This window comes from Micropruina sp. (assembly GCF_047602385.1).
GTDB lineage: Bacteria > Actinomycetota > Actinomycetes > Propionibacteriales > Propionibacteriaceae > Micropruina.
Map to the genome: position 1 here is coordinate 294,898 of NZ_JASGHL010000004.1, position 12,965 is coordinate 307,862.

Here is a 12,965-nt window from a genome sequence, read left to right on the forward strand (position 1 = left end):
CTGCCCCACGTCCTGAACGACTCTGCCCCACGTCCTGAACGGAACTGCCATGGACATCCTGAGCATCTCCCAATTCGGCTTCTCCACCTATCTGGGCGCCCCGCAACCGCCCGCCGGGGCGGTCACGGGCTGGACCTCCGTCAACACCGACGGACGTCTGGACAGTGTGCCCAACGCGTCCTCGGCCACCGCGCAGGTGTTCAACGCCTACACCGACAAGCTGCCGCCCGGCACCGCCGGCCAGGGCTTCCTGCTGCAGTCGCTGGCCAACGGCCAGTACGTCATCGCCCAGTCCGAGCAGGTCGCCGGCAGCACCCGGACCGTCTTCTACGCCACCGGCGCCGGCCAGGCACAGGCCGCACAGTTCGGGCTGTTCCGGCTCGGCCCCAACCTGACCTTCCTCTGGCAGAACCCCGCCGACCACCTCTGGTACGCCCTGATCAATCTCGCCACCGACGGCGGCGGCGGGGTGGTCGTCGCCACCAGCACCGGCTATTCCGCGCCCTACCTGGCGCCTTGGCAGTCGGCGCAGACCAACCCGGCCTGGACCTACACCCCGCCCGGCGGCTGGAACGTGCCCAACGGCTCCGACCTGTCCTGGGTGGACTTCAGCTGCCTGAACGTCACCGCGATGCCGTTCGACTTCTCCCGCTGCCGGCTGGCCGGCACGAACCTGACCGGGAAGACGTTCGGGCACGCGTTGTTCGTCGGCTGCGACCTGACGGCGACCACGCTGGTGCCGCCGTTGGGGGCCGCGGACGACGCCTGGATCACCTTCACCGGCGCTACCGTCAACTACCCCTCGCTCGGCGCGGACTGGCGCTGGCTCAACCTGACCCGCGCGGTGATCAACAAATTCCCGGCGCCGCCGGCGAAGCCGCCGCAGATCAACGCCCGCGGCACGATTCTCGACTTCGTCAACATGATCCAGTGGAACCTGGCCAAGGCCGACTTCACCGGGGCGTCACTGTGCAACGCCAACCTGACCGGCTCGTACCTCAACGGAGCGGTGTTCCACGGGGCGGTGCTGTCGCCGTTGGAGGCGACCGCGTCGTCCGGGCCTGCCAACTTCGCCTACAGCTACCTGTTCGACGCTGACTTCAGCAACGCCAACGCCCAAGGGGTCACCTTCGCCTACGCGTTCCTGTTCGGCAAGGCCGCGACCGTCGCCGGGGCCAGCCTGCGTGAGGCGGACTTCGCGAACGCGTTCCTGCCAGAGCTCGACTTCAGCGGGGTCGCCGAGAAGGACCTGGTGGGGGTGTCGTTCGACGGCGCCTGCCTGGCCGGGGCCGGTTTCCAGGGCACGCTGCTGGGCAAGCTGCACACCAAGGGGTTCTCCTTCGTCGGTGCCGCGCTGCAGGGCGCCGACTTCACCGGCAGCAACCTGGACGGCGCCAACCTGACCAACGCGGCCGTCGCCGCGGACGCGCCACCGCCGTCCGGCGGGCTGCTGAAGATCGTCTCGCACTACTCGCTGGGTTCGATCGATGTGCCGATCCAGCCGATCACCTGGACGGCGGCGACCACCCTGGCGCCGACCGACGGCACCACCTTCTGCCCGACCGGGACCGGCCCGTGCCAGGGCGCCAACCTCGCGCCGGCCGATCCCAAGCGATGCCCGCAGAGCTACTGGCCGGTGACGGTCGCCGTCCCCACACCTCCGACCATCTGACCACCCCAAGTCCCTCGAAGGAGACCCGATGACTGCCTCGACCCCCGTAGGCACCGTGCTGATGTACGCCGGACGCACCGACGGTGCCGGCGTGCTGAACCTGATCACCGCAGGCTGGATCCTGTGCGACGGCTCTGTGTACCCGAACGCCCAGTTCCCGGACCTGTTCGCGGTGCTCGCCAACAGCTACGGCGGAAACGCCTCAGGGTTCGCGGTGCCCGAGTACAAAGGCCTGTTCCTGCGCGGCCTGGACGGCAGCGACCCCAACCAGCGCGACCCCGGCGCCGCCACCCGGACTGCTCCGCGGCCCGACCTGCCCAACGTCGGCAACAGCGGCAACAACGTCGGCTCGGTGCAGCCGGACTCGATGGAGGCGCACACCCATGGCTACAACTACTACAACAGCTACCTGAAGAGCACCCACACCCTGGGGCACGAGTGCCTGTCCGGCTCGACCACATCGACCACCTCGTCCGTCGGCGCCACCGAGACCCGGCCGGTGAACCAGTACGTCGACTTCATCATCAAGGCGGTCAACTCACCGGACGTCGTTCCGGTCGGTGCGGTGATGCCGTTCGCCGGCGACCTGGCCACCTGGGCGCCCTCTCTGGCCGGCGCCGGCTGGCTGCCCTGCACCGGCGGCAAGCAGCCGGCCGCCAGCTACCCGAACCTGTACGCGACCGTGTCGAACATGTTCGGCGCCGACGACCAGGCGAGTTTCCGGCTGCCCGACCTGCGCGGCCGGTTCCTGCGCGGCGTGGTCGGCCAGCCCGTGCCCGGCCTGCCCGTCGCCGACCCGGACTACCTGACCCGGACGGCGCCGCAGCCGTCGCTGCCGTACCCGGGCAACTCCGGCAACCAGGTCGGCTCGCTGCAACCGACCACCTTCGCCGCCCACAGCCACAACTACACCTACAACAACGACTACTGGAGTTGCGCGGCGACGGCCATCGGCGATCACGCCGAGACCAACGCCGGGGTCACCTGGACCACCGCCGCCAACGGTGGCCTGACCGAGAGCCGTCCGATCAACATCAATGTCAATTACCTGATCAAGGCCGTCACGGCCTGACCGCGAAGGAGAACCCCCATGTCCTCGCTGTACCCGGTGGGCTCCGTGCTCCCCTACGCCGGCTCGCTCACCCCGACCTCCGAAGCCGCGCTGATCGCCCAGGGTTACCTGCCCTGCGACGGACGCGCGCTGGGCAATACCGATCCTCAGTACCAGGCGCTGCAGAAAGTCATCGGCACCTGCTACGGCGGCACCAAAACCACCTTCTGCATCCCCGACTACCGCGGCATCTTCCATCGCGGCACCGACGGCGGCGCCGGGGTAGACCCGAACGCGGCCACCCGGACGGCGCCACAGCCGTCCCTGGCGATCCCGGGCAACAGCGGGGACGCGGTCGGCTCGATGCAGCCCGGCGGCCTGCAGAGCCACACCCACACCTACGCCAGCGCCGGCGGCGACTATCACATCATCAACCTCGGCGGCGCGGAGACCCCGGGGGTGTACGCGGAGAACAGCACCACCGGTGCTCAGACGTCCGCCACCGGCGGCGCCGAGACGCGTCCCCGGAACGCCGCCATCAACTACGTGATCAGCTACCTCTGAGCGCGGCTCACGACCATGATTCAGGCCCAACGCATCGCACTCACCAACTCGGCCGGGGTGGCTCTGGGCTTCAGCGCCAGCGCCGGCGCCTTCCGGGAGAGCCCGTCCAGCCGGCTGCTGCTCGGCCAGTCCGCGACGGTCGAACTCGCCGGCCTGCCGTTCCACGAGGGGGCCACCATCCGACCGCTGGTGGTGGTCTCCGGAGACGCCCGGCACAGCCCGCCGCCGGAACCCGAAGCCGTCCAGCTGACGATGAACGGCCGCACCCAGCACTACACCGTGCACGGCACCATCTGGGACTGGACGGTGACCGCGGGTGCGCTCGATCCGCCGACCGCGCGGCCCGACCTGCCGGGCTTCCCCGCCCAGGTGCCGCTGAACCTGCTGCCGTACCAGAACTGGGACCGCCAGATCGTCCGGCCCGGCATGCTCACCTGCGCGCCGCTGACCGCGGACGACGTGGCGCTGGTCTGCAACTGGGCCCAGGACAACGCCTATCAGCTACGACCCCGCGGCGTGATGCACGGCTGGTCGCCGCTGACCGTGACACCGACCGGGTCGCCGGGTGAGCGGGTGCTGCTGGTCGACCTGACCAAGGGCTTCGCCGGCATGGAACTGCTGCCGGCCGGCGACGGCCTGCCGACCCGGGTCCGGGTGGGTGCCGGTGCCACCATGCTGGAGCTGCTGACCTTCCTGGAGCAGCAACCGGGGGGCACCGGCACCGCTCCGGGGTACTCGTTCCCGCACACGCCGGCGCCCGGTGACCTGACCGTCGGCGGCGTCCTGGCGATCGGGGCGCACGGCACGGCGATCCCCTGCCCACCGACGGACGCCTTCGCGGCCAGCTACGGCTCGCTGAGCAACCAGGTGGTCGACCTGACGCTGGTCTGCACCGACCCGGCGAACCCGGGCACCCGGTATGCGGCACGGACCATGGAGCGCGGCGACGCTACGACGAAGGCGGTGCTCGCCCACGTCGGACGGGCCCTGGTGCTGGAGGCGACGCTGCAGGTGGTGGACAACTACAACCTGCGCTGCCTCAGCATCACCGACCTGCCCTCCGCCACGATCTTCGCGGCGCCCAGCGCGTCCGACCCGGTGCCGGCGAACTCGTTCGCCGATTTCCTCGGACGGCTCGGCCGGGTCGAGGTGATCTGGTATCCGTTCAGCGACAACCCGTGGCTGCACACCTGGCAGGTGGCCCCGACCCAGCCGTCCGGTTCGATCGCGGTGAGCACGCCGTTCAACTACCCGTTCGCGGACGTGGTGCCGGACGGTTTGCAGGACCTGATCACCTCGCTGGTCGACGGCGACCCGTCACTGACCCCGTCGGTGGGCCAGATGGCCGCCCGGGTGACCGCCAACGGCCTGGACGGCAAGAACTGGCTCGGCATCTCCGGTTCGTATCCGGTGTCGCGGGACATCTGGGGGCCGTCCAAGAACAGTCTTCTCTACATCCAGGCGACCACCTTGCGGGTGACCGCGAACGGCTACGCGATCCACCTGCGCCGGTCCGACGTGCAGCAGGCCGTGCACGACCTGGTGGCCAACTACACCTCGATGCTGACCAGTTATGCCGCCCGGGGCAGCTATCCGGTCAACTCGGCGCTGGAGTTGCGAGTCACGGCGCTGGACGACCCGGCGACGGTTGGTGTCGCCGGCGCGGAGAGCCCGGTGATCTCGGCGCTCAGCCAGGACGGCACCGACCGGGCCAACGGCTGGGACGTCGCGGTCTGGTTCGACGTCCTGACCATTCCGGGGACGCCGGGCGCCGATCAGTTCTACGCCGAGTTGGAGAGCTGGCTGCTGGGCCGCTTCAGTGGAACCGCCGGCCGACTGCTACCCGAGTGGTCGAAGGGCTGGGCCTACACCGCCGACGGCGGCGCCTGGACGTCCGCCGACTTCCTGGCGCACATCCGCAGCACCCTCAGCGACGGGCGGTCGGCGTCCGACGACTGGGCCTGGGAGACCACGACCCTGAACGGCCTGGACGCCGCCGGCCTCTTCAAGAACCCGTTCCTGACTACGCTCTTCACCGCAGGTTGAACCTGTCCGAAGCCTGGCGGGCCGTCGTCCGGTCGGTGTCCTGTGGCTCCACGATCTCGGCATCGTGTCAGGGTGGCGCGTTGCGCGCAGGATTTCGGTCTCCAGCGCGAAATCATGCATCTGGCCGGGCACCGTGTCACGATGCCGAGATCGTGCGCCCGGGGTCCGGCATCCCCGCCGAGCGCACCACGTCGACTGGCCTCGTCAGCCGAGGTCGCGGAACAGCGCTGCGACCTCGGCGGGGTCGACATCCTCCAGTCGCTCGGGAGCCCAGGTCGGGTTGCGGTCCTTGTCGACCACCTGGGCGCGGACGCCTTCGGAGAAGTCCGGACGCAGCACCATCGGGACGGCCAGGGCGAGATCCTGGCCCAGCACGGCCGCCACATCGGGCAAGGTGGCCGCCCGGCGGATCGCGGCGAGGCTGACGGCTACCGCGAACGGGCAACGTTGGCGCAGCACCGCGGCGGTCTCGTTGGCCTCGGCGTCCGGATGCTCCTCGAGCCGTTGGACGATGGCGAGCGGGTCGTCGCCGACGTAGCACGCGTCGATCCACTCCCGCTGCCCCGGGAGAACCGCCGGCGAGACATCGCCGACCACCCGGTCGGCCAGGCCGAGCAGGACGGCGTCCGCGGCGCCCACGCCACTGCCGGTGAGCGCGAGGTGGGTGCCGAGTTCGCCGGGCGCGCGGGAGAGCTCCCAGAGCACCCCGACGTCGGGGAAGAGGCCGATGATGGTCTCGGGCATCGCCAGCCGGCTGTCGGGCCGCACCACCCGCTCGTCGCAATGAGCGGCCAGGCCCATCCCGCCGCCCATGGTGATGCCGAAGAGATCCGCCCGGACCGGCTTGGGATAGTTCGCGATCAGCGCGTCCACCGCGTACTCGATGGTGAAGAACACCTCGGCGGCGACCTCGCCACGCTCGGCCAGATCGGTGCGCACCGCCCGGACGTCGGCGCCGGAGCAGAACCCGCGCTCGCCGGCACCGCTCAGGTGCACCCGCTCGACCGCGTCGGCGTCCACCCAGTCGGCCAGCCGGTCGCCGATCTCGGCCAGCATCGGCAGGGTCAGCGCGTTGATCTGCCGCGGCCGGTCGAGGGTGACGTGGCCCACCCCGTCCGCGATCTCGAATCGGACATCGTCGCTCATCGGTGGTCTCCCGTCCCGCGGTGTTCGTCGAGGTAGCGGACCAGCAGGGTGATGATCAGCGCCAGGCCGGCCAGCCCGAGTGCGATGCCGGTGTCGTTGCGCCAGGCCAGGTTCCCGGCGCCGTAACCGAGCAGCACGCTGGTCACCACCACCGCGACCCGCTGCACCCGTTCGGTCGGACGGGTCAGCGGCAGCAGCAACCCTCCCCAGAGCAGATACCAGGAGTGCATGGCCGGCCCGAGCAAGGCGACCACCAGGTACGACCAGGACAGGAAAGTGACCGGACGCCGCCGCGCCACCGTCACCGCCAGGTAGGCCACGATCACCGCGGACGCCACCACCCCGGCCACCAGCAGGCCGCCGGCGATCTGGGTGCCCAGCTCGGGGCGTCCGGCCATCACGCAGAGCAGCCGGATCCCCTCGCCGAGCAGCGACAGCGGAGCGAGGGTCACCACCCGGCCGGGGACGTCAATGGCGTTCATCCAGCCGAAGTTCAGTCCGGTCGCCACCGAGATCGCCGCGAAGGTGGCCACCGCGATCACCGAAGCGATCGCTGCCCGCGCGATCTTGTTCAGCACGTGCTGGGTGTTCCACTGCCAGGGCAGCCCGATCAGCGCCACCGGATAGGCGGCCAGCAGCGCCGGCTGCTTCACCGCGGCCGCCACCCCGATCACAATCGCCCCCAGCCAGAACAACTCGGGCCGGCGGTGGGTGAGGTAGAGCGCGGCGATGATCAGCCCGATCATCAGCGCGTCGTTGTGCATGCCGCCGACCAGGTCGATGATCAGCAGCGGGTTGATGGTCGAGAACCAGGCGGCGAGTTGGGCGTCCGCACCTAGCCTGACCGCCAGCCGGGGCAGGAAGTAGACGATCAGAACGACCCCGATCAGCGCCGGAATACGCATCAACAGTGTCGAGTAGTAGGGATTCAGCCCACCCAGCACGACCATGAGATGCGAGATCTGCAGGCTCAGCGGACCGTACGGGGCTGCGGTGTACCGCCAGACCCAGGACACCTGGTCGGCGAACGCGCCAGGCAGCACGCTGACCGGCGTCTCGTACGGATTCAGCCCGTTGTGCAGCAGCCAGCCCTGGGCCGCGTAGGAGTACGCGTCATGGCTGAAGATCGGCGGCGCGAGCAGCAGCGGCAGGCTCCAGATCAGGCCCACCGCCCAGTGCTTGAAGTCGAGGTACAACCCCGGACGCAGCCGGAACCAGGCGCTGACCAGCAACACCACGGCCGTCACCACCAGCGCGGTGCCGATCACCTTCGCCGGCCAGGTGTCCCAGCCGAGCGCGCGGATCGGCTCCCACCACGGACTGTTCTGAGGCAGATAGGCAGGGGTCAGCGAGCCGACGAAGAGCAGGGACGTCGCAAGCAGGCCGCGCTTGACCGCCGGAACCCGCCAGGCGTTGACGACATCCGTCCAGTAGCCTTTGACGGTCTGGCGGGTGGGACGACGCAGCCGTGGCCCGGCTGCGACCTGGTCCACCTCACCCACTCGAGCAATCCTTCGTCCGCGACATCGTCTGGGTCAGCCTAATGGTCTGGCCTGTCGGGCCGCGGTTCGGTGAGCAGCCCGACCAGCAAGCAGGCCCCCCCGTCAACCCATCGTCGGGCTCGGCCAGTTGCCCTCCCGCACTTCCGGCCGGCACCTGAATCCTGTTATACATAGCGCGTCGTGTCGTAAGCCCCGGGCAGTTTCGTCGCTCCTGGTGCCCTGCCTAGGATTTTCGCCCCTCATGTTGCGTTTGCCTATTTCGGCGTCCGGGGTCCCATTGCCGCGCTGGGCGACATGTGTAGTCTCCGCCGCGGTGTCGATCGCTCTGTGTTTCGGCACTGAGAGCCCGATGGCACGCGCGGAGACCCCGCCACCCTCCCCGTCGGAGGAAGCGGTGAAAGCGGCCGACTCCGACGGTGACGGAGTGCCGGATCGACCCGATCTGGTGTCGGCAGCCGTCACCGCGCGAGTACTCAACGTCGCTGTGGAGGATCTCTCGCAGCGCAGCGAGACCGTGCGGGTGTTGATCAATCCCGACGGAACATCTGAACAAGAGGCGCATGCGGCACCTGTGTGGGTAAAGGACGTGGAAGGAAAGTGGACGGATGTCGACTACACGCTGGTATCCCGAAAGGGCGGAGGATTTGCGCCGAAGGCGTCACCCTCAACGGTGCTGATAGATGGCGGCGGGTCGCGGGAATTCGCCCGGCTGGACTTGCCGGGCGGCGGGTCGACGGTGTGGTCATGGCCGGACGCCCTGCCGACGCCCACCGTGGACGGCGCGACCGCCACATATGCGGTTTCGGACGGTGTCGATCTCTTGGTGACTGCCACCGCATTGGGGGTATCGACAAGGATCCGGATCAACTCGGCCAAGGCTGCGGCGCCGGAGTTCACGATCCAGGTGCGCACCGACGGGGTCAAGCTGAGCCGTACGGAAGAAGGGCAGCTGTTCTTCACGGATGGCTCGAAGCGTGCGGGTCAGACGTCCACGCTGACGGCCTGGGACGCTCGGCTCGACCCGTTCGGCGATCCCATCGAGGTGGTGCGGGTCGAGGCCAGCCTTGATCAGACGGCGGCCAAGGGCCAGCGCACCGATCAGGATCTGACACTGACCACGCCACGGTCGTTGGTGGACGACCCCGACGTCGTGTATCCGATCACCATCGACCCGGACCTCACACCGTTGTTGCCGTCGCAGGACACCTGGGTGCGCCTGGGTGACACGGCGGTGGATACCGTCTCCTATCGGGTCGTGGTCGGCAAGGTTGCCGGCAGCCCGAACCCGAACCAGGGTCTTGGTTTCATGCAATGGCCGACCGGCGCGATCGCCGGCCGGAAGGTACTGGCGGCATCGATGTTCCTGTACCAGTACGCCGCCGGGTCGTGCTCGACGTCGAAGCTGATGAACATTCATCCGTTGGTGGGCGCTTGGGACCAAGCGACGACCGTCTACTCGAACAAGCCCGCGATCGATACCACGACGGGCACATCGTCCTCGCTCACGAAGAACGTTGGCGGCGAGGGTTGCTCGAGCCCGAACGGGTTCGTCGACGCCAATCTGAAGAGCATGGTGCAGGCCTGGGCCGACGGCCCTTCGGGCGGCGGGTTCGCCAACTACGGCGTGCAGTTGAATGTGCCCAACGACAAGAAGACAGACCCATCCTACGAACGGCGCTTCTGCTCACTTGAGTATGACCCGACACATACGTCGTGCAACAGCGCCGGCCGCGTCCCTTATCTGAAGATCACCTACAACAGCGCACCCCAGCAGGCCGCCTTGGTGTCGGTGAACGCTTCGCGCACTTTCGACGGCGGGCTGTGGACTTCGACGGCAACCCCGACATTCTCCACCTCGGCAACCGATGCGGAAGCCTCGAAGGTGACCTACGCCTTCGAGGTTCGGACATCGACCGATGCGCCGACCGTGGCAGCCTCATGCACGACCGGACAGGTGGCGGCGGGTGCCACGGCGAGCTGCAAGCCGCCCACAGCACTGACCGACGGACAGACATACGTCGTGCGTGCCCGCGCCACCGACGAGCACGGCCTCGCCGGAGAGTGGTCGCCGTGGCGCACTCTCGGAGTCGACATCACTGCACCATCGGCTCCTTCGATCAGCTGCGCGGGCTACGCCGCCAACTCCTGGCATGCCACCCGGGTCGCGCCGACAACGACCTGCACCTTCACGGCCACCGGGGTCGCCGACTTCGAGTGGCGCCGCACTCAGGCCGGCACCGTCGAGGATCAGCCGGCCGTGATCGCCAGCAGCGGCTCCGGCACAACCGCTGCGATCCCAGTGCCGGAGACGGGCGTGGTGAAGATCGAGGCCCGTGCCCGCAACCGGTCCGGGCTGGCCTCGGCTTGGACGACCTTCTCCTTCGGTATCGGTACGGCCGCGATAACGCAGCCGATGCTGGACGACCGCTCCACGTCGACCTTCCCGGTGCAGGCGTTGGCCGGCAGTGGCGCAACCGGTGCGCGAGTGGAGTGGCGATACGCCCCCGATGTTGAGGGTGACACCAGCACAGGCTGGACGACCGCGACCAAGCTGCAACTGAAGTCGACCGGCGCGACCTGGACCGGCAGCCTGCAAGCCTCCACTCCGATGTCGCAGATACCGCCGCTCACCTGGACGCCGTCGAAGGAGACCGGCATCAGTGTGCCGTCGACGGTGCAGGTGCGGGTGGTGTTCACCTACCCGGGCAGTGTCGAGATGCCCTCGCCTTTGCAGCGCATCATCCTGATCCCGCACGCTTTCGGCGGCTCCTACCCCACCCAAGAGGTGGGGGCCGGAACACTGGCCCTGTTCACCGGCGAGTATCAGGTGTCGGAGACCGATGTCGACGTCCCCGGCACCGGCGGGAACCTGACGGTCGGCCGCACCCACGGGACCCTCACCGGTGACCCTGCGGGCCCGGCCGGCGTCTTCGGCCCAGGTTGGACTGCCGACTTCGCCGGCGAAGGCGCCGGCGTCGCAGGCTATGTGGTGACGGACAACACCGCCATCGACGGCACGCTCATCCTCACCTCCCCGGAGGGCGAGTCCGATGTGTACGCGCACTCCACCGGCACCAAAGGGGCGTTGAAGACAGGCACTTACAAAGGGGTCGGTGAGACCGCGCTCAACCTGGACACGCTCACGTTGGCCACCGGAGGCGGCACCGGCATCAGTCACACGCTGACGTTGACCGAGGACGACGGGACGATCACCGAGTTCCAGCGCACCACCGCCGGGGTCTGGTCAACGCACAAGACGATCGAGCCCGAGGACAACTCGACCGTCCAGTTCATCCGCGACAGCAACGGCCTGATCACCTGGATCCTCGCCCCCGCCCCCTCGGGCGTCACCTGCACCGCCGCCACGCAGAACAAGGGCTGCCGCGCCCTGAAGTTCACCTACACCACCATCAACGGGGGCTCGCGGCTCACCAAAGTGCAGTACCGGGCCTGGGACCCCAAGCCGGGTAGTGACGGGAAGCCGACCTCGTCGGCGGCTATGGCGACCATCGATGTCGCGGCTTACGGCTACGACGCCCAGGGCCGCCTCACCGAAACCTGGGAACCGAACGCCTCCGGCGATGCCGGCATCGGGCGCAAGACGCTGTACGAGTACACCACCATCAACTCCAAGTCAGTGGTCACCAAGGTCACCGATCCCAGTTTGGTGCCCTGGCGTTTCGGCTACGACGGTGAAGGCCGGTTGGCGACCGTCAAGCGTGCCCTCGACCCGGCTGTGGGCAGCGGCGACGCGACCTGGACCGTCGCTTACGGCTTGCCGCTGTCCGGTGCCGGACTGCCCGACCTCACCACGAACGCGGTTGCGGGATGGGGGCAGTTGGCCGCCGATGCCCCAACCGGAGCGACGGCCGTGTTTGAACCTGACCGCGTTCTGTCCGGCGCATCCGGCGAGGCTGATTGGCCTTATGCCACCATCTCCTACTTCTCCCAAGCCGGGCGGACGACCAATACCGCCAGCTACGGCGCGGGTCAGTGGCTGATCGACTCCACCCGCTACGACGCCCAAGGCAACACCACCTGGAGCTTGTCTGCGGAAGGCCGCGCCTTGGCTCTCACCGAACCGGAGCCGGCAACCTCCGCGGACAAGTACGCCACGCTGACCGTGTTCAACACGGCGGGCACGCGAGTGGAGGAGACCTACACACCGATGCGCGAGGTGGTGCTGGAGGACGGGGCCACGGTGGTGGCGCGGACCGTGACCAGCACCGATTATGACGACGAGTCCAGTGCAAGCCTGATGCCCGGCCGCCCGACCACAGGGGTGCCGGACGGCGGCTACCAACTCGCCGTCGAAGAGCGCACTGCAGTCACCGACCGGATCCTGCCCAAGGGCGACGGCAACACCTGGGACACCAAGAAGGTTCGCTATCGTTACGACCCCATAGTGTCTGGCGACGCCTCCGGGTGGTTACTTAAGACGCCAACTCGGACACTCCATCAGGACGGTTCCGGCTGGTCCACCAGTATCACCCGGTACGACTCTATCGGGCGGGTGATCGAGAGCCGCACCCCCGGCGGCACGGCGATCACCGACGGAAGCGCCAACGACCCCTACTCCATCAAGACCGTCTACTACACCGCCGACACTTCCGCGTCGGTCAGCAGCTGCCGGTCGAAGCCGGAGTGGGACGGTAACAGCTGCGTCGTGAAGGCCGCCGGCGACCCATCCACCGGCCATCCGGTGCCGACAACCGCCACGACCGGTTACAGCGTGTTCGGCGCCGCCACGAGGATCGAGGAGACCGCCTCCACATGGGCCAGGGCCACGATCACCGCGTTCGACTACCAGGGCCGCGAGGCCTCCAGCAGCACTGCCCTGACCGATCACACCACCATCAGCGGCACGACCAGCTATCACGCGACCACCGGAGCGATCACCTCGACCACGCGCGGGGGCATCACAGAGGCATTCACCTATGAACCGACCCAGGTTTGGTGCCGCATCCTTTTGAGTTGATTGGAT

The 12,965-nt window shown here is 68.5% G+C and carries 7 protein-coding genes; 5 read left to right on the top strand and 2 right to left on the bottom strand.

Annotated elements, in window-relative coordinates:
• Window positions 1-49: 49 nt before the first annotated feature.
• The 4 genes from QM711_RS14520 to QM711_RS14535 are packed head-to-tail and all read left to right on the top strand — an operon-like array spanning window position 50 to window position 5,333.
• Window positions 50-1,672: a pentapeptide repeat-containing protein gene (locus QM711_RS14520; protein WP_415100553.1), complete on the top strand. Its 1,623-nt coding sequence runs from the start codon at window positions 50-52 to the stop codon at window positions 1,670-1,672.
• A gap of 28 nt (window positions 1,673-1,700) precedes the next feature.
• On the top strand, window positions 1,701-2,744 hold the full coding sequence (locus tag QM711_RS14525; RefSeq protein ID WP_415100555.1) for a phage tail protein: 1,044 nt from the start codon (window positions 1,701-1,703) through the stop codon (window positions 2,742-2,744).
• A gap of 18 nt (window positions 2,745-2,762) precedes the next feature.
• Window positions 2,763-3,287 (top strand): phage tail protein, encoded by a 525-nt coding sequence (locus tag QM711_RS14530; protein WP_415100557.1) that lies wholly within the window; start codon window positions 2,763-2,765, stop codon window positions 3,285-3,287.
• 15 nt (window positions 3,288-3,302) lie between these two features.
• Window positions 3,303-5,333 carry a cholesterol oxidase substrate-binding domain-containing protein gene (locus tag QM711_RS14535; protein ID WP_415100559.1) on the top strand — a complete coding sequence of 677 codons (2,031 nt, stop codon included), beginning with the start codon at window positions 3,303-3,305 and terminating at the stop codon, window positions 5,331-5,333.
• Window positions 5,334-5,537: 204 nt separating this feature from the next.
• Here the strand turns inward: QM711_RS14535 and QM711_RS14540 are convergent, their stop codons facing one another.
• Both QM711_RS14540 and mptB read right to left on the bottom strand, forming a co-directional pair.
• On the bottom strand, window positions 5,538-6,479 hold the full coding sequence (locus QM711_RS14540) for an enoyl-CoA hydratase/isomerase family protein (RefSeq protein ID WP_415100561.1): 942 nt from the start codon (window positions 6,477-6,479) through the stop codon (window positions 5,538-5,540).
• Window positions 6,476-7,981, bottom strand: coding sequence for a polyprenol phosphomannose-dependent alpha 1,6 mannosyltransferase MptB (mptB, locus tag QM711_RS14545; RefSeq protein ID WP_415100563.1), 1,506 nt, complete (start codon window positions 7,979-7,981; stop codon window positions 6,476-6,478). The genes QM711_RS14540 and mptB overlap by 4 nt, the downstream gene beginning before the upstream one ends.
• 313 nt (window positions 7,982-8,294) lie before the next feature.
• Here mptB and QM711_RS14550 point away from each other — a divergent pair, with 313 nt between their 5' ends.
• Window positions 8,295-12,959, top strand: coding sequence for a DNRLRE domain-containing protein (locus QM711_RS14550; RefSeq protein WP_415100565.1), 4,665 nt, complete (start codon window positions 8,295-8,297; stop codon window positions 12,957-12,959).
• The last annotated feature ends 6 nt before the right edge of the window (window positions 12,960-12,965 follow it).

Bases quoted from the DNA above. Each gene is read 5' to 3' on its own strand.
- QM711_RS14535 (WP_415100559.1), top strand. From the start codon at position 3,303: ATGATTCAGGCCCAACGCATCGCACTCACCAACTCGGCCGGGGTGGCT.
- QM711_RS14530 (WP_415100557.1), top strand. From the start codon at position 2,763: ATGTCCTCGCTGTACCCGGTGGGCTCCGTGCTCCCCTACGCCGGCTCG.
- QM711_RS14520 (WP_415100553.1), top strand. From the start codon at position 50: ATGGACATCCTGAGCATCTCCCAATTCGGCTTCTCCACCTATCTGGGC.
- QM711_RS14525 (WP_415100555.1), top strand. From the start codon at position 1,701: ATGACTGCCTCGACCCCCGTAGGCACCGTGCTGATGTACGCCGGACGC.
- QM711_RS14540 (WP_415100561.1), bottom strand. From the start codon at position 6,479: ATGAGCGACGATGTCCGATTCGAGATCGCGGACGGGGTGGGCCACGTC.